The organism is Actinomycetospora lemnae (assembly GCF_028737315.1).
GTDB classification, from domain to species: Bacteria; Actinomycetota; Actinomycetes; order Mycobacteriales; family Pseudonocardiaceae; genus Actinomycetospora; species Actinomycetospora lemnae.
The window spans coordinates 189,433-212,416 of sequence record NZ_JAQZAO010000009.1; the positions used below are offsets into that span (position 1 = coordinate 189,433).

Annotated in this window: 19 protein-coding genes; 12 read left to right on the forward strand and 7 right to left on the reverse strand. The window is 74.3% G+C overall.

Annotated features, from left to right (window positions below; genetic code table 11):
- Positions 1–10: 10 nt before the first annotated feature.
- Entirely contained in the window at positions 11–691 is a 681-nt protein-coding gene (locus tag PGB27_RS20935) for an ArsR family transcriptional regulator (protein ID WP_274202333.1), read from the reverse strand.
- A gap of 53 nt (positions 692–744) precedes the next feature.
- Here PGB27_RS20935 and PGB27_RS20940 point away from each other — a divergent pair, with 53 nt between their 5' ends.
- The 3 genes from PGB27_RS20940 to PGB27_RS20950 all read left to right on the forward strand — a co-directional run bounded on the left by PGB27_RS20940 (position 745) and on the right by PGB27_RS20950 (position 4,930).
- Entirely contained in the window at positions 745–2,115 is a 1,371-nt protein-coding gene (locus PGB27_RS20940) for an MBL fold metallo-hydrolase (protein WP_274202334.1), read from the forward strand.
- A complete protein-coding gene (locus tag PGB27_RS20945; protein WP_274202335.1) occupies positions 2,112–3,488 on the forward strand; it encodes an MFS transporter in 1,377 nt (458 codons plus the stop codon). The genes PGB27_RS20940 and PGB27_RS20945 overlap by 4 nt, the downstream gene beginning before the upstream one ends.
- A 149-nt stretch (positions 3,489–3,637) precedes the next feature.
- Positions 3,638–4,930, forward strand: a complete 1,293-nt coding sequence (locus PGB27_RS20950) for an MFS transporter (protein WP_332843849.1) — start codon at positions 3,638–3,640, stop codon at positions 4,928–4,930.
- 203 nt (positions 4,931–5,133) lie between these two features.
- Here PGB27_RS20950 and PGB27_RS20955 read toward each other — a convergent pair whose 3' ends face one another.
- From PGB27_RS20955 to PGB27_RS20975, 5 genes are all read right to left on the reverse strand, one after another.
- A complete protein-coding gene (locus PGB27_RS20955; RefSeq protein ID WP_274202337.1) occupies positions 5,134–5,733 on the reverse strand; it encodes a GNAT family N-acetyltransferase in 600 nt (199 codons plus the stop codon).
- A gap of 92 nt (positions 5,734–5,825) precedes the next feature.
- Complete coding sequence (locus PGB27_RS20960; RefSeq protein ID WP_274202338.1) at positions 5,826–7,235, reverse strand: NAD(P)-binding protein; 1,410 nt, start codon at positions 7,233–7,235, stop codon at positions 5,826–5,828.
- A 307-nt stretch (positions 7,236–7,542) separates the two neighbouring features.
- A complete protein-coding gene (locus PGB27_RS20965; protein WP_274202339.1) occupies positions 7,543–8,190 on the reverse strand; it encodes an RNA polymerase sigma factor in 648 nt (215 codons plus the stop codon).
- Between the two features lie 386 nt (positions 8,191–8,576).
- Positions 8,577–10,832, reverse strand: coding sequence for a helix-turn-helix transcriptional regulator (locus tag PGB27_RS20970; RefSeq protein ID WP_274202340.1), 2,256 nt, complete (start codon positions 10,830–10,832; stop codon positions 8,577–8,579).
- 90 nt (positions 10,833–10,922) lie between these two features.
- The gene (locus PGB27_RS20975; RefSeq protein ID WP_274202341.1) at positions 10,923–12,782 is read right to left on the reverse strand and encodes a glycoside hydrolase family 15 protein; all 1,860 of its coding nucleotides are present in this window, start codon (positions 12,780–12,782) and stop codon (positions 10,923–10,925) included.
- Positions 12,783–12,925: 143 nt separating this feature from the next.
- Between PGB27_RS20975 and PGB27_RS20980 the strand changes: the two genes are divergently transcribed.
- The gene (locus PGB27_RS20980; protein WP_274202342.1) at positions 12,926–14,404 is read left to right on the forward strand and encodes an APC family permease; all 1,479 of its coding nucleotides are present in this window, start codon (positions 12,926–12,928) and stop codon (positions 14,402–14,404) included.
- A 27-nt stretch (positions 14,405–14,431) separates the two neighbouring features.
- On the opposite strand, the gene PGB27_RS20985 is transcribed toward PGB27_RS20980, so the two are convergent.
- A complete protein-coding gene (locus PGB27_RS20985; RefSeq protein WP_274202343.1) occupies positions 14,432–14,632 on the reverse strand; it encodes a hypothetical protein in 201 nt (66 codons plus the stop codon).
- An 80-nt stretch (positions 14,633–14,712) separates the two neighbouring features.
- On the opposite strand from PGB27_RS20985, the gene PGB27_RS20990 reads away from it, so the two are divergent.
- The 8 genes from PGB27_RS20990 to PGB27_RS21025 all read left to right on the forward strand — a co-directional run bounded on the left by PGB27_RS20990 (position 14,713) and on the right by PGB27_RS21025 (position 22,940).
- On the forward strand, positions 14,713–16,092 hold the full coding sequence (locus tag PGB27_RS20990; RefSeq protein ID WP_274202344.1) for a dihydrolipoyl dehydrogenase family protein: 1,380 nt from the start codon (positions 14,713–14,715) through the stop codon (positions 16,090–16,092).
- A 5-nt stretch (positions 16,093–16,097) separates the two neighbouring features.
- On the forward strand, positions 16,098–17,375 hold the full coding sequence (locus PGB27_RS20995; RefSeq protein ID WP_274202345.1) for a cation:proton antiporter: 1,278 nt from the start codon (positions 16,098–16,100) through the stop codon (positions 17,373–17,375).
- Between the two features lie 69 nt (positions 17,376–17,444).
- Complete coding sequence (locus tag PGB27_RS21000) at positions 17,445–18,110, forward strand: hypothetical protein (protein WP_274202346.1); 666 nt, start codon at positions 17,445–17,447, stop codon at positions 18,108–18,110.
- A complete protein-coding gene (locus PGB27_RS21005; RefSeq protein WP_274202347.1) occupies positions 18,107–18,928 on the forward strand; it encodes a glucose 1-dehydrogenase in 822 nt (273 codons plus the stop codon). Before PGB27_RS21000 ends, PGB27_RS21005 begins: the two co-directional genes overlap by 4 nt.
- Positions 18,925–19,839, forward strand: coding sequence for a cyclase family protein (locus PGB27_RS21010; protein ID WP_274202348.1), 915 nt, complete (start codon positions 18,925–18,927; stop codon positions 19,837–19,839). The genes PGB27_RS21005 and PGB27_RS21010 overlap by 4 nt, the downstream gene beginning before the upstream one ends.
- A gap of 14 nt (positions 19,840–19,853) precedes the next feature.
- Positions 19,854–21,431, forward strand: a complete 1,578-nt coding sequence (locus PGB27_RS21015; RefSeq protein WP_274202349.1) for a GMC oxidoreductase — start codon at positions 19,854–19,856, stop codon at positions 21,429–21,431.
- Positions 21,432–21,444: 13 nt separating this feature from the next.
- The gene (locus tag PGB27_RS21020; RefSeq protein ID WP_274202350.1) at positions 21,445–22,152 is read left to right on the forward strand and encodes an SDR family NAD(P)-dependent oxidoreductase; all 708 of its coding nucleotides are present in this window, start codon (positions 21,445–21,447) and stop codon (positions 22,150–22,152) included.
- 74 nt (positions 22,153–22,226) lie between these two features.
- A complete protein-coding gene (locus tag PGB27_RS21025) occupies positions 22,227–22,940 on the forward strand; it encodes a dihydrofolate reductase family protein (RefSeq protein WP_274202351.1) in 714 nt (237 codons plus the stop codon).
- Positions 22,941–22,984 lie beyond the last annotated feature (44 nt).

Below are 22,984 nucleotides of genomic sequence, written 5' to 3' on the forward strand. Positions count from 1 at the left end.
CCGCGGCGGTTCATGCGGCCGCCGTCTCGACGGGGAGCCCGGCGAGGGCCCAGTCGGCCCAGCCGCCGGGCAGCAGACGTGCGTCGCGGCCCGCCGCGCGCAGCAGCCGGGCGGCCTCGGGCGCGTAGACGCAGTAGGGCCCGCGGCAGTAGGCCACGATCTGCGCGTCGGCGGGCAGGTCGTCGACGCGGGCGGCGAGCTCGTCGAGCGGCATCGAGCGCGCCCGGGGGATGTGGCCGGCGTCGTACTCGGCTCGGGGGCGCACGTCGAGGACCACGGTGGCGCCGTCGCGCAGGCGGGCGGCGAGCTCGTCGCGATCGATCGCCTCCAGCCCGGCAGTGTCGCCGAGGTAGGCACGGACGGCGCGTTCGGCGCCGGCCGCGCGGGTGTCCGCGACCCTGGTGAGCGTGGCCAGCAGGTCGAGCACGTCAGGGCCCACGAGCCGGTAGTACACGCGGTTGCCCTCACGGCGCGTCACGACGAGCCCGGCCTCGCGCAGGGCGCGCAACTGCGCCGAGGTGTTGCCGACCGTGGCCGCGGCGACCGTCGCGAGGTCCTCGACACTGCGCTCGGCCTGGGCGAGCAGGTCGAGCAGCTGCAGCCGCAGTGGGTTGCCCAGTACCTGCCCGACGCGGGCGAACTCGGCGTACATCGCGAGCTTGTCGGCGGTGCCGCCGCCTGCCGCATCCATGGCGCTACCGTACAACTCTATAAATCTTTTGAACAGTGTGTCAGAGTGGCGAGGTGGAACCGATCGCGGTGGTCGACGAGGGCCTGGGCAACAGCAGTTACCTCCTGGATCTCGGCGACGGTCGGGCAGCCGTCCTCGACCCCGCGCGGGACCCACGCCCGTACACCGGCCGCGCGGGCCGGCGCGGGCTGACCGTGGCCTTCGCGGTGGAGACCCACGTGCACGCCGACTTCGTGACCGGCACCCGTGAGCTCGCCGCCGACGGCGCGCAGATCGTGGCCGCGGCGGGCGCCGAGCTCGCCTACCCCCACCGCGGCGTGCACGACGGCGACCGGGTCGATCTCGGCGGACTGGTGCTCGAGGCCATCGCCACCCCCGGGCACACCCCGGCGCACGTGGCGTGGCTGCTGCGCGACGGCGAGACCCCGCTGGGGGTGTTCACCGGCGGCGCGCTGGTGGTCGGCGGGATGGCCCGCACCGACCTCGCCGGGCGCGAGCGCACCGGGGAGCTCGCTCGCGCGGCCTACCGGTCGATCCGCGACCGGCTGCTGGCCCTGCCCGACGAGCTGCCGGTGTGGCCGACCCACGGACCCGGCTCGTTCTGCTCGACCGACGCCACCGGGGAGCGCACCAGCACCATCGGCCTGGAGAAGGCCGGCAACCCGCTGCTGGTCGGCGACCCCGACGAGGACACCTTCGTCGCCCGGCTGACCGCCGGGTTCGGGTCCTACCCCGCCTACTTCGACCGCCTCCCGACCGAGAACCAGGCCGGCCCGCGCGTCTTCGGCAGGCCCTGGCCGGCGCTGTCCCTGCCCGACCTCGACGTCGACGCCGTGCAGGGCCTGCTGGCCCGCGGGGCGCAGGTCGTCGACGCTCGCCCGATCGACCGCTTCGCCCGTGGACACCTGCCCGGGTCGATCTCCGACGAGCTGCGCGGGCAGTTCGGGACCTGGCTGGGCTGGGTCGCCGACCCGAGCCGCCCCGTCGTGCTCGTCGTCGACGACGACCAGGACGTCGACGAGCTGCTCCGCCAGGCCCTCACCGTCGGCGTCGAGGACATCGCCGGACGACTCGGCGGGGGCATCGAGGCCTGGCGCGCCGCCGGGTACGAGGTGCACACCCTGCCGCTGATCGACGTCGACGCCGTCGACCGCCAGGACGTCCTCGACATCCGGCAGGACACCGAGTGGCAGGCCGGGCACCTCCCCCACGCCGCACACGTCGAGCTCGGCGCGCTCGCCGGCGGCGCCGACGTCCCGGTCTCGGGATCAACGGCGGTGATGTGCGCCCACGGGCAGCGTTCGATGACCGCGGCGAGCCTCATCGCCCGCGGCCGCGGGGACAGCCGCGGGCTCGAGGTGGTCGCCGGCTCGGCCGAGGACTGGGCGCAGGCCACCGGCCGTGACCTGGAGGACGGCGCGTGAGCACCCCGTCGGGCCCCGCACCGACGGGCCAGGAGCTCGTCGGGGGCGTCGGTGGGCGGCCCGTCCGGCTGGGCCTGCGCAACAACACCGGCCAGTTCGCCCTGCTCGCCCTGGTGAACCTGTTCGTCGGCGGCATGGTCGGCCTCGAACGCACCGTCACCCCGCTCGTGGGCACCGAGCAGTTCGGTCTCACCGAGGTGACCGTGTCGATGTTCGTCGTGGCCTTCGGCGTCACCAAGGCGCTGACCAACCTCTACGGCGGGCTGATCATCAACCGGTTCACCCGCAAGACCGTGCTCACCGCCGGGTGGGTCATCGGGCTGCCGGTACCGCTGATGCTGGCCTACGGCACCAACTGGTGGTGGGTGATCGCCGCCAACGTGCTGCTCGGGGTCAACCAGGGCCTGACCTGGTCCATGACGGTCAACATGAAGATCGACCTCGTCGGGCCCCGCAACCGCGGGCTCGCCCTGGGGATCAACGAGACCGCCGGCTACCTCGGTGTCGCCGTCACCACCCTGCTCACCGGCGCGCTGGCCACCAGCTACGGGCTGCGCCCGGTGCCCGAACTGCTCGGCGTGGCCTACGCCGTGGCCGGGCTGCTGCTCACCGTGCTCGTGGTGCGGGACACCGGCGCCCACGCCGAGCTCGAGCGCCGGAACCACCCCAGCCCCGACCCCGGCACCTCGCCCGCGCTGCGCGAGATCGTCGCCGAGACCTCCTGGCGCAACCGCACCGCCGCCGGCGCCAGCCAGGCCGGCCTGGTCAACAACCTCAACGACGGCCTGACCTGGGTCATCCTGCCGCTGCTGCTGGTCGCCCACGCCGTCTCGGTCGACGGCGTCGGACTGATCAAAGCGCTCTACCCGTTCCTCTGGGCGGTCGGCATGCTCGGCACCGGCTGGCTGGCCGACCGCATCGGGCGCAAGCTGCCCTCGGTCGTCGGCATGTGGGTGCAGGCGACCGGGCTGGTCGTGATCGTCGCCGGACTGGCGCACCCGCTGGCGGCGGGCATGGCCGGATCGCTGCTCCTGGGTATCGGGACCGCCCTGGTCTACCCCGCGCTGCTCGCGGTGGTCTCCGACGCGATCCACCCCTCCCACCGCTCCGCAGCCCTCGGGGTCTACCGGTTCTGGCGAGACGCCGGCTACGCCATCGGCGCTCTCGTCGGCGGACTCGTGGCGGCGTTCGCCTCCCTGGAAGCCGCCATCCTCACCGCCGCCGCCCTCACCGCCGCCTCGGCGATCGCGGCGCAGCTGCTCATGGCCGAGACCAACCCCACCACCGACGCCTCGCACGCGACCGGCGGCTCATCCACGAACCACCAGCAGGGAACGGTCGCCGCCGACCCCTCCGACGAGACTCGACGATGACCACCTCCCCTCCCCCCGACCGCTCCCCCACCGACGGGCCCGCTGCCAGGGACGAGCCGCACGGGTCCACCACGGCGGCGCTGGGTGCGTCACCCCCGGGGAGGGACCCCGGCAGGCCACGAGAGCAGCGCCGCATCCTCACGGTGCTGGTGACGGCGCAGATCCTCAGCGGCGCCGGGCTGGCCGCGGGCATCACCGTCGGCGCGCTGCTCGCCGAACGGATGCTCGGTTCGACCAGCCTGGCCGGGCTGCCCGCCGCGCTGTTCACCCTGGGCTCCGCGCTGGCCGCGCTCGTCGTCGGCCGGATCAGCCAGGCTCGGGGACGACGTCCCGGCCTGAGCCTCGGCTACGGCGCCGGCGCCCTCGGCGCGCTCGGCGTCGTCGTCGCGGCCGCCCTCGACAGTCCGGTGCTGCTGTTCGTGACGCTGTTCGTCTACGGCGCCGGCACCGCGACCAACCTGCAGGCCCGCTACGCCGGCGCCGACCTCGCCCACCCCGACCGCCGCGGCCGCGCGATCAGCATCGTGCTCCTGGCCACCACCGCCGGGGGTGTGGCCGGGCCCAACCTCGCCACCGCCACCGACGCGGTCGCGACCGGCGTCGGTCTGCCCTCGCTGACCGGGCCGTTCGTGCTCGCCGCGCTCGCCTACGGCGCCGCTGCCGTCGTCCTCGCGGCGCTGCTGCGCCCGGACCCGCTGCTCACCGCCCGCGCCCGCCCCACCGCCCCGACCCCACCGGGCCCTGCCGGGGGTGATGCCACGGAAGCCGCGCGGACCGGCGAGACCTCGCCAGGCGGGCCGGGGCCGACCACCGGGCGCTCGAGGTCGAGTGTCTGGTCCCCGCCCGTGCTCGCCGGGGCGACCACGATGATCGTGACCCAGCTGGTCATGGTCGCGATCATGACCATGACCCCGGTGCACATCATCAGCCACGGCCACGGGGTCGCGGCCGCGGGGTTGGTGATCGGCGTGCACGTCGCCGCCATGTACCTGCTCTCCCCGCTCAGCGGCTGGATCGTCGACCGGTGGGGCTCACCCGCGGCCGCCGTGCTCGCCGGGATCGTCCTGCTCGCCTCCGGGCTGCTCGCCGCCCTCGCGCCCACCGACTCCCTGGTCGCCCTGACCGTCGCGCTGGCCCTGCTCGGCCTCGGGTGGAGCCTCGGGCTGCTCAGCGGGACCACCGCCCTCGCCCGTGCTCTCGACCCCGACACCCGCGCGCGTACCCAGGGCAACGTCGACGTCGCGGTCGCCTTCGCCGGCGCCGGCGGCGGACTCGGCTCCGGACTCATGGTCGCGTCCGCGGGCTACCCGACCCTCGCCCTCACCGGTGGGCTGCTGGCCGTGATCACCCTGCTCACCGCTGCGGCCACCAGCCGGCCCCGCTCCCGACCCGCGACGTCGCCGCTCCAGCCACCGGGCCGGGTCGGAGGACCAGGAGAGTGACCATGGACGACGAACGCCGGTCCAGCACTGCTGTGCGGGAGTTCTTCGACTCGCACGCCGGCGCCGGCGCCGGGGACGAGATGCACGGGAGCTTCGACGACGAGAAGGTCGTCGACGCCCTCGCCACACGCTGCGAGCTCGGTCCGGACGCGCACGTCCTGGACGTCGGCACCGGCTTCGTCGGTACAACGCCTGAAACCGGCTCACCGCTCGATGTCGGGGTTCGAGGGCAGCCGCAACGTGGCAGTCGTCGTGGTCCCGGAGACCTCGGTGTGCACGGACCCGAAGTGGCGCAGGAGTCTGAGCAGAGCGGAGTTCTCGGTGAGGACTTCGGCGCTGATCGTGGTGACGTCCTCCTGGCGGGCCCGGGTCAGGAGGAGGCGCAGGAGCTGGAACCCGACGCCGCGCCGCTGCCAGTCGTCGGCGACGGCGATGGCGAGCTCGGCGCTTGCCGGGTCGGTGTCGCTGCGGATGAAGCGGGCGATGCCCACACCCTGCCCCGTCTCGGGAGCGACGGCCCCCAGCGCCTCGTGGTCACGGTGGTCGACCTGGGTGAAGAAGCGCAGCTGCTGGGGCGAGAGCTGCGGCAGGACGGTGAAGAACCTCTGGTAGGCGCTGGACTCGCTCAGTGACTGATAACCGGCCGCGAGCTCTTCGGCGTCACCGGGCTCGACGCTGCGCACCAGCACGCTGGTCCCGTCGGAGAGCGCCACGTTCTCCCACACCGACGGGGTCGAGCGGTCACCGTCACCTGCCTCGGCGACGTCGCCACCGTCGGTCGCCGATCGGTCGCGGGCGGGCACCCGCCCATCGTGGTGGTTACCGGCACGGATCGGCACCCCCCGAGAGAACTCCTCGATCCTGTGGGGTGTGCGGTCCGGCGCCGGACGGGCGGTCAGCTCGCCGCATCGAGCTCCTCCGGGGGGAGCACGAAGGGCTCGATCTCGCCGGTCTCGCCGACGAGGTACATGGTCCCCTGGTGGGGAAACGCTTCGCGCACGTCGTAGCCCACGACGTCGGCCGCGAGTGCGCTGCCCGCGATGCGGTACACGTCGCGGACCACTCCGATGTGGAACAACGACTGGACCTCGCTGGTAGCGTCGCCGTCGCCGGCGCGCAGCGCGATGTGCAGGCTGCCGTGCAGTCGGCGGGCCGCCACCGCCACCGCGATGTTCTCCACGTCGTCCGAGGTCACGGCGGCGAGGGCGCGCGCCGTGCGGATCGACAGTCGCCGCAGCGTCCGGTGGTCGGACCCGTCCCCGATCACCACGGGCAGGCGCCGGTCCTTCGCCCGCGCGATGTTCTTGGCGTCCGGGTCCCGCTCGACGGCGACGACCGGCACGCCCAGGTCGCGCAGCAGCTCGCACAACCGCTGGCCGACCTGGCCGAGGCCGACCACGACGACGTGATCGCGCCGAGGGACCGCTGAGCGCCCGAAGGCCCCGGTCAGACGTGGATCGAGCAGGCGGTTCACGAGGCCGGCGGTGAGCACCGCGGTGAAGCCCAGGGCGAGCAGCATCGCCGCCGTCGAGAACAGCTTGAATCCGGCTCCGCTGCCGTCGGCGAATGGGCTGGGCCCCACTGTCACGGTCACCTTGGCCGCCACGTAGAGGGCATCGACCAGGGACACGCCCTTGGCGACGACGGTCACGACCGTCTCGAGCGCGAGGACCGCGAGGAACCCGACGAGGCCGTACACGAGGATGCGGGCACTGGCGTCGAACGGACGCAGCAGGGCCTCGAGGTTCGCCGCCACCTTCTGCGCCGGCCCGGGCGTGCTCCACGTCCGCGAGACCCGGTGTGGCCCCCGCTCGCTGGTGCCGACACCGACCCCGTAGGCGTCGGCGGCCGCGTCCGCGCTGGACGGGCCGCGGATCAACGACAACAGCCCGGGGTCCAGGCACGGTCCGGCCAGGGCCGGCGCGACGATCTGGGCCATCGAGAGGACCCGCACATTGGCCATGGTGTCCTGCAGCTCCGCCGCGACGTGCCGGTCGAAGATCGTCACCAGGGTCGCCAGCCCCGGCCGGACGTGTGCGACGACGAGGGCGCGGCGCAGCGCCACGTGGTCGAGACGCGAGATCACCACCACGCGGTCGACCCGGTCATCGAGCGCGTCGCGGATCTCGCGGTCGGTCGGCTCCTCCGACCGACTCACGACCGCCCCGGCGGACGACAGCGCCCGCGCGGTGGCGTCCGCCAGGTGCCCGGCGCCGATCAGCAGGACGCGGGGCGTCCCGGAGCCGGACTTGGTCTGCCCCGCCGCGGCCGGACCGGCGGGGACGGCCTCGTGCCCGCCGCTCACGGGGCGTCGGTGACGAGCAGGACGAACCCCACGGACCCCGGCGACTGGATCTGTTCGGGCGGCTCCAGGGCGTCCGGCGGCAAGGAGGTCCCGCCCCGGCCGGCCAGGTCATCCCGTTCCTGCTCCTCGCCACGCATGGTCCAGGGTTGCCGGTCGCACCCCCACGCCAACCGCCCGGGCGCCACGTGCTCGCGCGGTGCCCCTGCGACGACCCACCGGGCCACCGCCCTCTGTCGTCGTGCGCCGGCCCGGGCCCTCGTGGGACGAGTACGGGACGAAGGCGTGGCGGCCGGCCGGTGCCGCGCGGTCATCCGGCTCCGCCGGAGGCGAGGGCGGGCCGTGTCGCGCGGCCGGCCCAGGTCGCGGCGGGCAGCGCCGCACGCAGGTGGGCCCGGGCGCGGTGGAGGAGGACCCGCTGGTTGCCCGACGTGATGCCGAGGCGGGCGCAGACCTCGGACGCCGTGCATCCATCGAGGTCGCGCAGGACGAAGACGGCGCGCTGTCGTGTCGGGAGGAGATCGAGCGCGTCCCCGACCGCGGCGAACGTCTCCGCCGCGACCACCGACGTCTCCGGGGTGACCGCCACGGGCTCGAGGAGCGGCTCCCAGGCGACCGCCTCGCCGGGGACGCAGCTGAGAGCGAGGGTGCGGTGCTCACGCTGAGCCCGAGTGCGGGCGGTGTTGAGCAGGATGCGCAGGAGCCAGGTCTTGAACGACGACCGGCCCTCGAAGGCGTCGATGCCCGTGAGCACCGAGCACCAGGTGTCCTGGACGACCTCCTCGGTCACCGCCTGGTTGGGCAGGTGGGGCCGCGCCAGGCGGAGCATCAACGGGGTGTAGCGACGGACGAGAGCGACGTAGGCGGCCTCCTGCCGGGCCCGCAACGACTCGAGGAGCTCGGCATCCGCGTCGGGCGCGCGCTCGGTCGGTGCGACGCAGGTCGTGGCGGCGGGCATCCGGACCTCCGGGGCGGGACGGTGTTGCGCAGGCCACGCTCCCGCCGACGCACGAGGCCGGTCAGCACCCGGCGACCCGTTCACCCGGGTGAAACCGGGCAGGGTGAGCGTCGATCCGTCACCCCCCGAGCACACTGAGTTCGTCGGAGAGCTCGACCGCGGGGAGGCATGGTGACGACCGTCGTCAGGTTCCGTGTCCGCGAGCGCTTGAGCGCTCGCTTCGCCTCCGCCATCGACGGGGTCTGCCTCGCCCCGGGCAGCGGCGGGCGTGAGCTGGTCGGGGAGCTACCGGACGCGTCCGCCGTGTACGGAGTGATCGACAGGCTCCGGGACCTGGGGCTCGAGTTGACCGGGGTCGAGGTCGAGCCGTCCGCGACGCCCCGGTCTCAGAGCAGCCCGAGCTGACGTGCACGGCGGACCGCGTCGTCGCGGGACGTGACCTCGAGCTTGCGGTAGAGCAGGCGGCTGTGCGTCTTGACCGTGTTCACCGAGACGTGCAGGACGGCGCCGATCTCGCGGAGGGAGAGCGTTCCGGCGAGCAACGGGAGCAGCGCCGCCTCGCGCTCGCTCAACGCCGAGGCGCCGTCACCCGTCCCCGTCCCCGGCCGCGGGGCCGCGGCGCGCAGCGACCGCCGGAGGCCCGCGAGACGCTCGGGGAGCCAGCCGGGGTCCGGGCACTCCCGCACGACCCGGCGCGCGTCGTCGAGGGCCGCGGTGCCGTCCTGTCCGAGGCCGATCCGGATCTGGGCCAGGTGGGCCAGGGCCAGGCCGATCTCGAGACGGCCGGCGCCGCGACGCGCGAGGTCGACCGCGCGGGCCGCGGCCGGTTCCGCCCGGTCGAGCTGCCCGCTCGCCGAGAGGAGGGCGGCGTGCGCCGTGTGCGGCAGGGCCGCGACGAAGTGCTCGGCGACCGCGGGCTCGACGACCTTCTCCATGGCGAGGTCGGCGGCGCGTCGGCCCTCGGCGAGATCGCCGTCGTGCAGGTGCGCGGCGGCGAGGTAGCCCAGGGCGTACATCTCGGCGAGCTGGTTGTCGGCGCCGCGGGCCGACCGCACCGCCTCGGTGAGTGCCCTGACCGCCGCCGCGGCGTCGCCCCGCCAGAACAGGCTGACGCCGAGGATGCAACGCGCCACGGTGTCGCCGAACCCGGCTCCGGCGCCGAGCTCGAGCACCCGGCGGGCGGCGGCGTGGCACGCGCCGACGTCACCGATCTTGAAGCGGTGCACGGCACGCGACAGCGCGGCGTCGCGGGCGGTGTCGGCACCGGTGGCGGCCTGCTCGGCCCGCGTGACCCAGGTGCTCGCGACGTCGAGACGACCCTGGTCGAGCAGCACCCAGGTCCTGGCCAGGCACAAGCCGGGGTCCCGTTCCACCCGCTCGGACGGCAGCATCTCGAGCCAGCGCTCGACGGTCCGCAGATGCCCCGCGTTGAAGTACGGCGTCCAGTGCGCGAGCACGAGCTCCGCCGCGGTGTCACCGTCGCCGCCGGCGAGGAAGTGCGCGATGGCCTCCGGCACGTCCCCCGACTCCCGCAACCAGCGGGCGGCCCGCCGGTGGAGCTCCGGGATGCGCTCGGGGTCGGAGAGGCCCAGCTCGTGGCGCAGCAGGTCGCCGAAGAGCCGGTGGTAGCGGAACCACTCCTGCCGGTCGTCGAGCGCCACCAGGAAGCCGTTGGTCCGCTCGAGGTGCGTGAGCACGGCGGCGCTGTCCGCGCGGCCCGTCACCGCGGCGCACAGGTCCGGCGTCATCCGGGTGAGGATCGAGGTCTGGGTCAGGAAGCGCCGCAGGTCGTCGGGCTGGCCGGCGAGGAGCTCGGAGCCGAGGTAGTCCAGCACGTAACGGTCGGTCCCGGCGAAGGCGGCGACCGAGGCGGCGCGGTCGTCCCGACCCTGCAGGGACAGGCCGGCGAGGTACAGCCCGGCCGCCCACCCCTCGGTGCGCCGGCCCAGGCGTGCCACGTCCTCCTCGCCGAGGTCGAGCGCCAGCTCGCCGTTGAGGAGCTCGCCGGCCTCGGCCCCGGTGAACGCCAGCTCCGCAGCGCGGATCTCCGCGAGTTCGCCCGCGGCGCGGAGCCGACCGATGGGCAGGGGTGGGTCGCTGCGCGTGGCGACGACCAGCCGCAGGCCTGCCCCCACCCGGCGCAGGAGGTAACCCAGGGTGCGGTGGACCTCCGGGTCGGACACCACGTGGTAGTCGTCGAGGACCAGTGCCACCGGCTCGTCGAGGCCGACCAGCTCGTTGATCAACGACGGCAGCACGGCCTCGGTGAGTGACGGGCTGCGCGTCGCCAGCGCCTGCAGCGCCTGCTCGCCGAGCCCGGGCACGACCGCGCGCAGCGCGGCCACGACGTAGCGCCAGAAGCGGTTCGGGTCGCCCTCCTCGCGGTCGAGGGACAACCAGGCGACGGCTCGGCTGCCCGCGTGGTACCAGTCGCTGAGCAGGACGGTCTTGCCCCAGCCGGGTGGGGCGACGACGAGCGTCAGCGGGTGGTCCGCGACCCCGTCGAGCAGGTGCACGAGACGGGGGCGGTGGACCAGCGAGCGGCGCCTCGGGGCGCGCAGCTTCGTCGCGAGCAGCCAGGTGTCACCGAGCGCCTCGGCCTGGCCCGGCGCCGTCACCTCCGGTGCCTGGTCGTCCCGCACGCCCTCAGGGTGCACCGGGGGTGGTATGCCCGGAAGGAACGATGGGCCCGGGCCCTCGTACCCGGACGACCGTGGTCTCCGGGGCGGCGATCACCTCGGCGCGCCGGACGCGACCCGCTTCTCCGCTTCCGAGATCGCCCAGGCGGCGTTGACGAGCCCGATGTGGCTGAAGGCCTGCGGGAAGTTCCCGAGCAGCTCGCCGGTGGACTCGTCGACCTCCTCGGCGAGCAGGCCGACGTCGTTGACGTAGGTGGCCGCGCGGTCGAACACCGCGCGGGCCCGGTCGAGCTGGTCGGCCTCGGCCAGCGCCCGGGCGAGCCAGAAGGTGCACAGCAGGAACGTGCCCTCCTCACCGGCGAGCCCGTCGACGCCGCCCTCGGTGCGGTAGCGGAAGACGAGCCCCCGCTCGTCGGTGAGCCGGTCGGCGACGGCGTCGATGGTGGCCAGCATCCGCGGGTCGTCGGCGGGCAGGAACCCGACGATGGGCATCATCAGGTTGCTCGCGTCCAGGTCGAGCGAGCCGAACGACTGGGTGAACGACTTCGCCGTGTCGCTCCAGCCCTGCGTCAGGATCGCCTCGCGGATCTCGCCGGCGGCGGCGCGCCAGCCCTCGACCTTCCCGGCCGCGTGCAACGGCTCGGCCAGGGCGATGGCCCGGTCCAGCGCGACCCAGCACATGAGCTTGGAGTACAGGAAGTGCCGGGGTTCGCCCCGGACCTCCCAGATGCCCTGGTCGGTCTCGTGCCAGCGCTGCGCCGCGGTGTCCGCGCAGGCCACGAGGAACTCCCTCCAGGCTCCCGCTCCCGGATGATCCGGGTTGAGCTGGTCGAAGAGCCGGTGTGCCGACCCGAGCAGCTCGCCGTAGACGTCGATCTGCCGCTGGTTCCAGGCCCCGTTGCCCACCCGGACCGGTCGCGAGTCCCGCCAGCCGGCGAGGTGGTCGAGGGTCCGCTCGGTCAGGTCGTGCTCACCGCCGATGCCGAACATGATCTGCAGGTCGGCGTCGCGCCCGCGCACCGACGCCGCCGCGCTCACCGCGAGGTAGTCGAAGAACTGGTGCGCCTCGTCGGGGCAGGCCGCCACCCACAGCGCTTCGAGGGTGAAGCACGCATCGCGGACCCAGGTGTAGCGGTAGTCCCAGTTGCGCTCGCCGCCGACACCCTCGGGCAACGAGGTCGTCGCGGCCGCCACCACCGCGCCCGTGGGCTGGTAGGTCAGCCCCTGCAGCACACGTCCGCTGTGGTGGACCAGCTCACTCCACGGTCCCTGGTAGCTCTGGTGGGCCCGGGACCAGGTGCGCCAGGCCTCGACGGTGTCGCTCAGGGCGGTGTCGAGCTCGGCGGCTCCCCAGGGCGCGGGGAAGGCCTCCGAGGTGCTGCGGTGCGCCAGGCCCAGGAGCACGCGCTCCCCGGCGTGCAGGCGCAGCACGCCGGTCGCGCGGCCGTCGGCCACCGTCAGCGGGACCGGGCAGGAGAGCACCAGCACGTCGCCGCCGCCGCGGGCCACGACGCCGCCGGGCACGACCTCGAGCAGCGGCTCGATCAACCCGTACTCGGGCCGGGGCACGTACTCGATCCCGACCTCCACGTCGCCCGCCGTGCACTCGGCGGCCCGGACCAGCAGTCGCGGCGCGGCGCTGCCCAGGGCGTGCGGGTCCGTGCTGGGGCCGGTGGCGAGCGCGTCGGTGACCACGAGCGTTCCGTCCGGTGTCGCCCACGTCGTCTCGAGCACCAGGGTCTCGTCCACGTACCGCCGGCTCGTCGTGGCGGCGTCGGCGACGGTCGGCGCGACCTCGAGGTGACCGGCTGCGTCATCGAGCAGGCGGCCGAACACCGACGGGCTGTCGAAGCGCGGGAAGCACAACCAGTCCACGGACCCGGCCCGGCTCACGAGCGCGGCGCTGTGGCGGTCGGAAAGCAACGCGTGGTCGGCGATGGCCGTGGTGCTCATGGCGTCTCCCGGGGTCGAGGGCGGTGTGCCGCAGACCCGTGGACCCGTCCGGGCGTTACACCTCCGGCGCCGCGGGGTGCCGCGCCGCTCGTTCACCCGACCGGAGGTACAGCGCGTCAGGGTTCCCCCAGAACCATGACGCCATGACGAAGACGCCCGTCGTCATGGAGCCCGATGAGACGCCTGGTGCCCCGAACGGCCCACGACAGGGACTGCGGCGCGTGCTCGGGTTCTGGGGTCCGGCCGCCCTCTCGGTGGGCGTCATGGCCCCCACCCTCGCCATGTCGATCACGGGACCGGGTGCGGCCGAGCTGGTCGGGGCGGCGGCGCCCGTGGCGTTCGTCCTCGCGGCCGTGCTCGTGCTGCTGGTGAGCTCCGGTTTCGTGGCGCTGTCCGGGCAGTTCAGCCACGCCGGCTCGGTCTACGGCTTCGTCGGCGGGGCGGTGGGCCCCCGGACCGGCTTCCTGGCCGGCTGGGCGATGCTCGGGACCTACCTCGTCTTCCCCGCGGTGTCGCTGTCCGGGATCGCGGTGTTCGCCCAGGCGGCGCTGCGGACCACCGGCCTCGCCCCGGGCACGGACTGGTTCGTCCTCGCGCTCGCGGGCTGGGCGGTGGTCGGGCTGCTGGCCATCGGCGGGATCCGGCCCACGACCTGGTCCCTCGCGGTCGTCGAGGTCGTGGCCGTGCTGTTGATCCTGGCGCTGATGGCGGTCGTCTTCTGGCGCCTCGGTGCCGGGACCGCGCCCGGCGGACCGCGGGCTGCCGAGGCCGTCCTGCGGCTCCCCGAGGGCACCACCGCGATCACCGCCGCAGCCGCGGTGACCGGGGGCTTCCTCGCGTTCGCGGGCTTCGAGTCCGCCGGGTCGCTCGGGGAGGAAGCCCGCTCCCCCCGTCGCACGGTCCCGCGCGCCATGCTCGTCGCGATCGGGCTCGGAGCGGTCTTCTACGCCGCGTGCATGGTCGCCCAGAGCCTCGGGTTCGGCACGGACAGCGCCGGCGTCGCGGCGTTCGCCGGGTCGCCCGCGCCGCTCGACGAGCTCGCGGGCCGCTACGTCGGGGCCCCGATGGCCGTCGTCCTGGATCTCGTGGCGGTGATCAGCGCCGTGGGCGCCGGGCTCGGGTGCGTCGTGGTGGGTACGCGGCTGCTTTTCGCGCTGGCCCGCGACCGCGTCCTGCCCGGCCGCCTCGCCTCGGTCGCCGCCTCCGGCACTCCCCTCGCCCCCGTGGCCGTCGAGCTGGCGATGTCGCTGGCGCTGCTCGTCGGCTTCCGCCTGGCCGGCGCCTCGCCGTCGCGGACGTTCTTCACCCTGGCCACCCTCGGGGTGCTGAGCCTGCTGGTGATGTACGTCGTGACCGACCTGGCGGCGGCCCGGCTGCGGTGGCGGGCCGGGCGCCGTGCGTCGGTCGCGTGGCCCGTGCTCGGGGCGCTGGCCGCCGGCACCGTGCTCGGGCTGCAGGTCGCCTCGGTCGCCTCGTCGGGCGACGCGGGTCCTCTCGTCGTCGTGGGGTGGCTCGTCGTGGGCGTGCTCGTGCTGTTGCTGCCCGGGCAGGTCGACCGGATCGCCCGAGGGCTCGCCCGGAGCCGCGACGCGTCGGGTGGACCGCCCGCCGCGCCGGCGTAGGTGACCACGCCGCCGATCGACCTCCGGTCAGGACGCGCCGCCCCGCCAGCTGCGGAAGAGCTCGAGCAGCCGCCGCTCCAGGCCCGCGTCGAGCGGCCGCGCGTCCTCGCCGGCCCGCTCGGCGCAGGACGGGCAGGCCGAGAGGTGATCGGCGACCAGGTCGAGCTCGTCGGGGGCCCACCCGTGCTCGAGACCGGCGAGCACGCGAGGGCAGCTGAGGCCGTCCATGGACCCCAGTCTCCGACCCGACCCCGATCGTTGCGCCGACGGACCCGTAACGCCCGGGGCGGTCCGCGGTCTGCACGACCGTGACGCAGCACGAGACACAGCACACCGACGTCGTGGTGATCGGTCTGGGGCCGGGCGGGGAGACCGCGGCGGGCCGGCTGCTCGAGGCCGGGCTGGACGTGGTCGGGATCGAACGGGAGCTCGTCGGCGGTGAGTGCCCGTACTGGGGCTGCGTCCCCAGCAAGATGATCGTCCGGGCTGCGGGCACGGTGTCCGAGGCCCACCGGGTCGACCAGCTCGCCGGCACCGCCACCGTCCGGCCCGACGTCGCCCCGGTCGCGCGCCGGATCCGGGCCGAGGCCACCGACGGCTGGGACGACACGGTCGCGGTCGAGCGGTTCGAGAAGCTCGGTGGGCGGTTCGTCCGCGGATCGGCCCGCATCGAGGGGCCGGGACGGGTCCGCGTGGGCGACCAGGTGTTCACCGCCGGGCGCGGGGTGGTCCTCGCGACCGGCTCCCGACCGGTCACGCCCCCGATCCCGGGCCTGGACACGGTCGCGTCCTGGACCAACCGGGAGGCCGTCGCCGCCGAGGTGGTCCCGCCCTCCCTGGTCGTCCTCGGCGGCGGTGCCATCGGCCTCGAGCTCGCCCAGGCGTTCGCCCGGTTCGGCTCCTCGGTCACCGTGATCGAGGCCGCCGAGCACGTCCTGCCCGCGGAGGAGCCGGAGGTGGGCGATCTCCTGGCGGAGGTGCTGCGCGCGGAGGGCGTGGACCTCCGGCTCGGGCGCCGGGCGGTCTGGGTCAGCGACGGCGCCGACGGCCCCGTGGTGGACCTCGACGACGGCACACGGGCCGAGGGGACGCGCCTGCTGGTGGCGGTCGGGCGGCGGCCCGCCCTCGACGGCCTCGGTCTGGAGCACTACGACATCGACCCCCCGGGACGCGGCGTGCCCGTCGACGAGCAGCTCCGAGCGGCGGACGGACTGTGGGCGATCGGCGACGTCACCGGCGTCGGCGCCTTCACCCACCTCGCGGTCTACCAGGCCGAGGTCGCCGCCGCGGACATCCTCGGTCACCAGGGCACCGGCGCCGACTACGCCGCCCTGGCCCGGGTGACGTTCACCGACCCCGAGGTCGGCTCGGTGGGCCTGTCGGAAGAGGCCGCCCGCGCCCGCGGACTGGACGTGGCCACCGGCGTCGCACCGGTCGCGGCGTCCTCCCGGGGGTTCATCCACGGTCCGGGCAACGCGGGTCTGGTCAAGCTGGTGGCCGACCGCGCGACCGGGGCGCTCGTCGGCGCCACCGCCGCGGGCCCCGTCGGCGGGGAGGTGCTCTCGATGCTCACCCTCGCGGTGCACGCCGGCATCCCGGTCGATGACCTGCGACGGATGCACTACGCCTACCCCACGTTCCATCGTGGCGTGCTCGACGCCCTCGCCGGACTGCCCGCGGGGCGATGACGACGATGGCGTTCACCAACCTGTTGGTCGTCGTCGCGGTGGCGTTCCTGGCGCCGCTCGCCGTGCGGCTCGCCCCGGCGCTGCGGGTGCCCTCGCCGGTGCTGGAGATCGTCGCGGGCATCGTGCTCGGACCCTCGGTCCTGGGCTGGGTGGACACCGACGTGCCGGTGCAGGTCCTGGCGCTGATCGGGCTGGCGTTCCTGCTGTTCCTCGCGGGGCTGGAGATCGATGTCCATCGGCTGCGTGGCCGGCCGCTGCGCCTGGCCCTGACGGGCTTCGTCCTGTCCTTCGCGGTGGCGGTCGGCGCCGGCGCGGCGCTCGGGGCGGGTGGCCTCACCACGGCGCCGTTGCTGGTGGCGATCGTCCTGTGCGCCACCTCGCTCGGGCTCGTGGTCCCGGTCCTCAAGGACGCCGGCGAGATCTCGGGTGGCACCGGACAGTTGATCGTGGCGGCCGCGTCGATCGCCGACTTCGGCGCGGTCATCCTGCTGTCGCTGTTCTTCTCCGAGGAGTCGAGCGGGCTCGGGGCCAAGCTGCTGCTGCTCGTCGGTCTGGTCGTGGTCGCCGCGCTCGCGGTCCTGGCGCTGATGCGGGCCGAGCGCAACGCGCGGGCGATGCGGGTGCTCAGCATGCTGGCGGACACGACGGCACAGATCCGTGTGCGGTTCTCGGTCGTGCTCCTCGTGGCGTTCGTCGCGCTGGCCCAGGGTCTGGGGTTCGAGGCGATCCTGGGGGCCTTCCTGGCCGGCGCGGCGCTGCGCCTGATCGACCCGGGTGCCGCCGTCACCCACCCGCAGACCGAGGTGAAGCTGAACGCCATCGGCTACGGCTTCGTCATCCCCGTGTTCTTCGTGGCCAGCGGGATCGCCTTCGACGCCCGGGCGCTCTTCGCGTCGACCGCCGGGCTGGTCCAGGTCCCCGTGTTCCTGGCGGCGCTGTTCGTGGTGCGGGCGCTGCCGGCGGTGGTCTACCGGCGGGCCCTCGGGACCCGCCGCACGGTCGCCGCGGGCTTCCTGCAGGCGACCTCGCTGCCCTTCATCGTCGCCGCGACCATGATCGGCGAACGTCTCGGGGCCCTCTCCCCCGCCTCCGGGGCCGCGCTGATCGCGGCCGGGCTGATCTCGGTCCTGGTGTTCCCGGCGGTCGCCCTGGCCGTGCTGCGCGGCGGTGCGGGCGGCACCGGGCCGGTGCCGGAGCCGCGCGCTGCCGCGGACGCGGCGTCCGGACCCGGAGTCACGCCGACCCAGGGGTCGGGAGCCTCCGGACGGCGACCATCGCCATGACCATCGCCATGACCGAGGCCGTCGTCGCGCGGACCGTAACGCCTGGCCTGTTCGCCGGTCGGATCCACCATGAGCGCAGCGATGACGAGCGACGTCCTCGTCGCCACCCGGGAGGCCTGGCACCGACTCGCCGAGCACGTGCTGGCCCCGGCCCGGTACGCGGTGGACGGGCACATCAGCCTGCAGGTCGCGCCCGGTGGGTTCGGGACGCCCGAGGTCGGGACCCCGGCGATGCGGGTCGCGGTGGACGGCGAGCAGCTGGTGGTGGTCCGCGACGGCCGTGAGGTCCGCAGTGCCCCCCGCACGCTGCGCGAGGCCGCCGACCTCGTCGGCATCGAGCCCGGCGCCCCGGACGGCGTCTACCCGCCCGCCACGCCCTGCCACCCCGACGAGCCCCTCGCCATCGACCCGGCGGCGGCCCGCGAGCTCGCCGACTGGTACCGGCTCGGGGCCGAGGCCCTGGCCGACCTCGCCCCGGACGAGCCGGCGCGGCTCTGGCCCGAGCACTTCGACCTCGGCATCAGCGTCGACCGGGTCAACTACGGCATCTCGCCGGGCGACGCCGTGATCGGTGAGCCCTATGCCTACGCCGGGCCGTGGGACGCGCTCGACGACCCCGACGGCTTCTTCGACCGGTCGTTCGGGGCCGCCCGCACCCGACGCGAGGTGCGCTCCGTCGCCGACCTCGCCGCCTTCTTCCGCACCGCTCGTGACCACTCCAGGAGGACACCGTGAAGGGACTGCAGGGCAAGACCGCGATCGTGACCGGCGGCAGCTCCGGCATCGGCCAGACCATCGCCGTGCGGCTCGGCGAGGAGGGCGTCGACGTCGCCATCAACTACGTCGGCCGCCCGGAGGGGGCCGAGGAGACCCGCGACCAGATCGAGCACGGCGTGGACATCTGCATGAAGCAGATGGCCGAGTCCGGCACGCGGCCCGTGCTGGTCGAGGCCGACGTGTCCGACGAGTCGCAGGTCGCCCGCATGTTCGAGGAGGTCGTGTCCGCCTACGGCCGGGTCGACTTCCTCATCAACAACGCCGGCATCCAGGTCGCCGAGGACACCGAGAAGCTCCCCGTCGCCGACTTCGACCGCGTCCTCGCGGTCAACCTGCGCGGCGCGTTCCTGTGTGCCCAGCAGGCCCTCCGCCGCTTCCTGGACGCCGACCGCCCCGGCGCGATCGTCAACGTGTCCAGCGTCCACCAGCTGATCCCCAAGCCGCGCTTCGCCGGCTACTCGGTGTCCAAGGGCGGGATGCAGAACCTGACCCGCACGCTCGCGCTCGAGTACGCCGGTCGTGGCATCCGCGTCAACGGCATCGGGCCCGGCGCCACCGTCACCCCGATCAACCGCAGCTGGATCGACGACCCGGTCAAGCGGGCCGCCGTCGAGTCGCACATCCCCATGCGGCGGGCCGGCGGCGCGGAGGAGATGGCGGCCGCCACCGCGTTCCTGCTCTCGGACGAGGCCGCCTACATCACCGGTCAGACGTTGTTCGTCGACGGCGGGCTGACGCTGTTCCCCAGCTTCGAGACCACCTGGTCCTCCGAATGAGCACCGCGGCCCCCGAGGCCTGGTGGCCGTCGCGATACGGAGCCGACGACGAGGCCGGCGCCCTCAACGAGATCACGGCCGACGGGGTGGTCGCGGCCGCCGGGCTCGTGCGGCGGGGCCGGGTCTACGACCTCGCGCACGTGCTGGACGAGCACGTGCCGGCCTTCCCGGGGCGCAGCTTCCGCCAGTACCTGACCACCAACTACCACCACATCAACCGCCGCGGCGCGAACGCGGGCCCGGCCGGACTGGGCGCCAACAACGCGAACTGGATCGTCGAGCAGGTGACGGCCACCCAGCAGATGGGCACGCACCTCGACGGGCTCAACCACCTGCAGGACGGCGACCGCACCTACAACGGGCACCGCCTGGCCGAGATCGTCGAGGACCACGGCACCAGCCGCCTCGGCATCGACACGCTGCCGCAGGTCGTGACGCGGGGCCTGTGCCTGGACATCGCCGCCGTGCGCGGGGTGGAGCGGCTCGACGGCGGCGACGTCGTCACCCCCGACGACGTCCGAGCCGCCCTGGACCGGGCCGGTCTCGCCGTCCGTCCCGGCGACGCGGTGCTGTTCCACACCGGGTGGGGCGGGCTGTGGGGGGTCGACAACGCGACCTACGCCCACGCCGAGCCCGGACCCGGCGTCGAGGTCGGCGACTGGCTCGCCGACTCCTGCGTCGCCCTGACCGGCGCCGACACCTGGAGCTTCGGGGCCTACCCGCCCGAGGACAAGGACCGGCCCTTCGTCGTCCCGCAGACCCTCAACACCCGGCACGGGGTGCTCGTCGCGGAGAACCTCCGCCTCGGCGAGCTCGCCCGCGACCGCGTCGCCGAGTTCCTGCTCGTCGTCTCCCACGCCAAGTTGCGCGGCGCCACCGGGGCCTGGGTCGCCCCGCTGGCCGTCATCTGAAAGGCAGAGCCCTCATGTCCGACCACTACGACGTCATCGTCATCGGCTCCGGCGCCGGCGGTGGCACCCTCGTCCACGCCCTGGCGCCCACCGGCAAGCGCATCCTGCTGCTCGAGCGCGGTGAGCGGCTCCCTCGGGAGATCGAGAACTGGGACCCGGCCTCGGTGTGGCTCGACGGGCGCTACAGCAACTCCGGCACGTGGACCGACGCCACGACCGGCAAGCGGTTCACCCCCAAGCAGCACTACTACGTCGGCGGGAACACGAAGGTCTACGGAGCGATCCTCTTCCGGATGCGCGAACGCGACTTCGGGGTCGTGGCCCACGTCGACGGCGTCTCCCCCGCCTGGCCGCTGTCGTACACCGATTTCGAGCCCTACTACACGAGGGCGGAGCAGCTCTACCAGGTCCACGGCCGCCGGGGCGTGGACCCGACCGACCCGCCCTCGGCGAGCCCCTATCCCTACCCCCCGATCAGCCACGAACCCCGCATCGCGCAGCTCGAGGACGACCTGACACGGATCGGTCTGCACCCGTTCCCGCTGCCCAACGGCATCCTCATGGACGAGGCGGCCATGCAGACCTCGCCCTGCGTGCGCTGCGCGACCTGCGACGGCTACCCCTGCATCACCAACGGCAAGGCCGACGCCCAGACGATCTGCGTGGAGCCGGCGCTGCGGCACCCGAACGTCACGCTGCTCACCGGGGCCCGGGTCACGCGCCTGGAGACCGACCCGTCGGGGCGCACGGTCGACCGTGTCGTGGTGGAGCGCGACGGCGCCCGCGAGGAGTACTCGGCGGACATCGTCGCCGTCGCCGGCGGGGCGATCAACTCGGCGGCGCTGCTGCTGCGCAGCGCCAGCGACACCCACCCCGCCGGGCTCGGCAACGGCAGCGGCGTCGTCGGACGGCACCTGATGATGCACAACAACTCCTCGCTGATCGCCTTCTCCACCGTCCCCAACCCGACGAAGTTCCAGAAGACGCTCGGCATCAACGACTACTACTTCGACGACGGTGACGGCGGCCCGCCGCTGGGTGCCATGCAGATGCTGGGCAAGTCCGACGCCACGCTGATCGGGTTCGACGCGCCCGAGGCCGAGGACCCGGCCGACCTCGCGCGGCACGCGATGGACTTCTGGCTGACCACCGAGGACCTGCCGCTGCCCGGCAACCAGGTCGTCGTCGACGGCGACGGGGACATCTCGCTGCGCTACACCCCGACCAACCTCGACGCCCACCGTCGGCTGCGGGAGAAGTTCACCGGCCTGCTCTCGAGCATCCGGTGCCGCGAGGAGGTCCTCGAGGGCTACGGCTACCGCGGGGGCCGGCTGGGGATCTCCGGGGTCGCGCACCAGAACGGGACGGTGCGCTTCGGCGCCGACCCCGCCGGCTCGGCACTGGACCGGGACTGCCGGATGCACGAGCTGGACAACCTCTACGTGGTCGACTCCAGCTTCTTCGTCTCCTCGTCGGCGGTGAACCCGACGCTGACCATCATCGCGAACGCGCTGCGGGTGGCCGACCACCTCGTCGACCGTCTCGACGCGCACGTGCCGGCACAGCGCGGCGTGCCCGTGGGCGTGTCCTGAGTAGGGTCGCCCCATGGAGGGGTCGGCGGTGCTGGTCACCGGCGCCGCCTCGGGTATCGGGCGCGCCAGCGCCTTGGCGTTCCTCGGGGCCGGGGCGCGCGTCGCGGCCCTCGACGTGGACGCGGCGCGGTTGGCCGAGCTGCCCGACGAGATGGTGCACCTCCACGCGGACGTCCGACGCCCCGACGAGGTCGAGCGGGCGATCGCGACCGCCGTCGCCACGTTCGGCCGGCTCGACGTCGCCCACAACAACGCCGGGGTCCCCGGTCCCTACCAGCCGCTGTGGGAGTACTCCGAGGAGGACTTCGGGCGGGTCCTGGAGGTCGACCTGGTGGGGGTGTGGCGGTGCCTCAAGCACGAAGCCCGGCAGATGATCGCGCAGGGTGCCGGGTGCATCGTCAACACCTCGTCGATGCTGGCCGAGACGGGCATGGCGCAGAACGGCGCCTACACCGCGGCGAAGCACGGCGTCGAGGGCCTGACCCGCAGTGCGGCGCTGGAGCTGGCGCCGCACGGAGTGCGCGTGAACGCGGTGGCACCGGGGGTCACCCGGACCGGCATGACCTCGGCGGTCAGCGGGGAGCTCCTCGCGCAGGTGCCCCTGGGCCGCATCGCCGACCCGGGGGAGATCGCCGCCGCCGTGGTGTGGATGGCCTCGGGAGCGGCGTCCTACGTGACCGGGTCCACCCTGGTCGTCGACGGCGGCTACCTGGCGCGGTAGCCGGCACGTAACGGTCCGACCGGGCTGCTGGACGACACAGGATGCGCCAGCTCCTCCCGTGTCCCCTCGACCCGGTGGACCCGCACGAGGTCTACGCCGACCTGCCGACCGCCGACGGCCGGCCCGCCCTCCGACTGAACATGATCGCCAGTGTGGACGGGGCGATCACCCTCGGCGGGGTCTCCGGGCCCCTCGGCGGCGCCGGTGACCACCGGGTGTTCACCGCGCTGCGCTCGTTCGCCGACGCGATCCTGGTGGCCGCCGGCACGGTCCGTGCCGAGGGCTACGGGCCGGCGTCGGTGCCGCTGGTCGTCGTCACCCGCTCCTGCCGGCTCGACCTCGACGCCCCGTTGTTCACCGCGGCACCCGTGCGGCCCGTCGTCGTCACCGTCGCCGCCGCACCCCGGGAGCGGCGAGAACGCGCCGCCGAGGTGGCCGACGTCCTCGTGGCCGGTGGAGAGGACGTCGACCTGCCCGTCGCGCTGTGCGAACTGGGGCGCCGCGGTCACGCGTCGGTGCTCGCCGAGGGCGGCCCCACGCTGAACGCGCAGCTGGCGCGGGCGGACCTGATCGACGAGCTGTGCCTGACCGTGTCCCCGGTGATGGCCGGCGGCGACGCCGGGCGCATCCTCTCCGGCCCGCCGTTGCCGCGCGCCCCCCGCCTCGCCCCGGTGTCGGTGTGCGAGGAGGACGGTTTCCTGTTCCTCCGCCTGCGCCCCGTGTCACGTCGCGCGACCCCTCCGGCGCCGTCCCGGCCGGCGAGCCCCGCCTCCGTCGGGCCCCGCTGACGGGTCGGCGCTGACATCGCGGCCCGTTCGTGCGACGGTGGCGG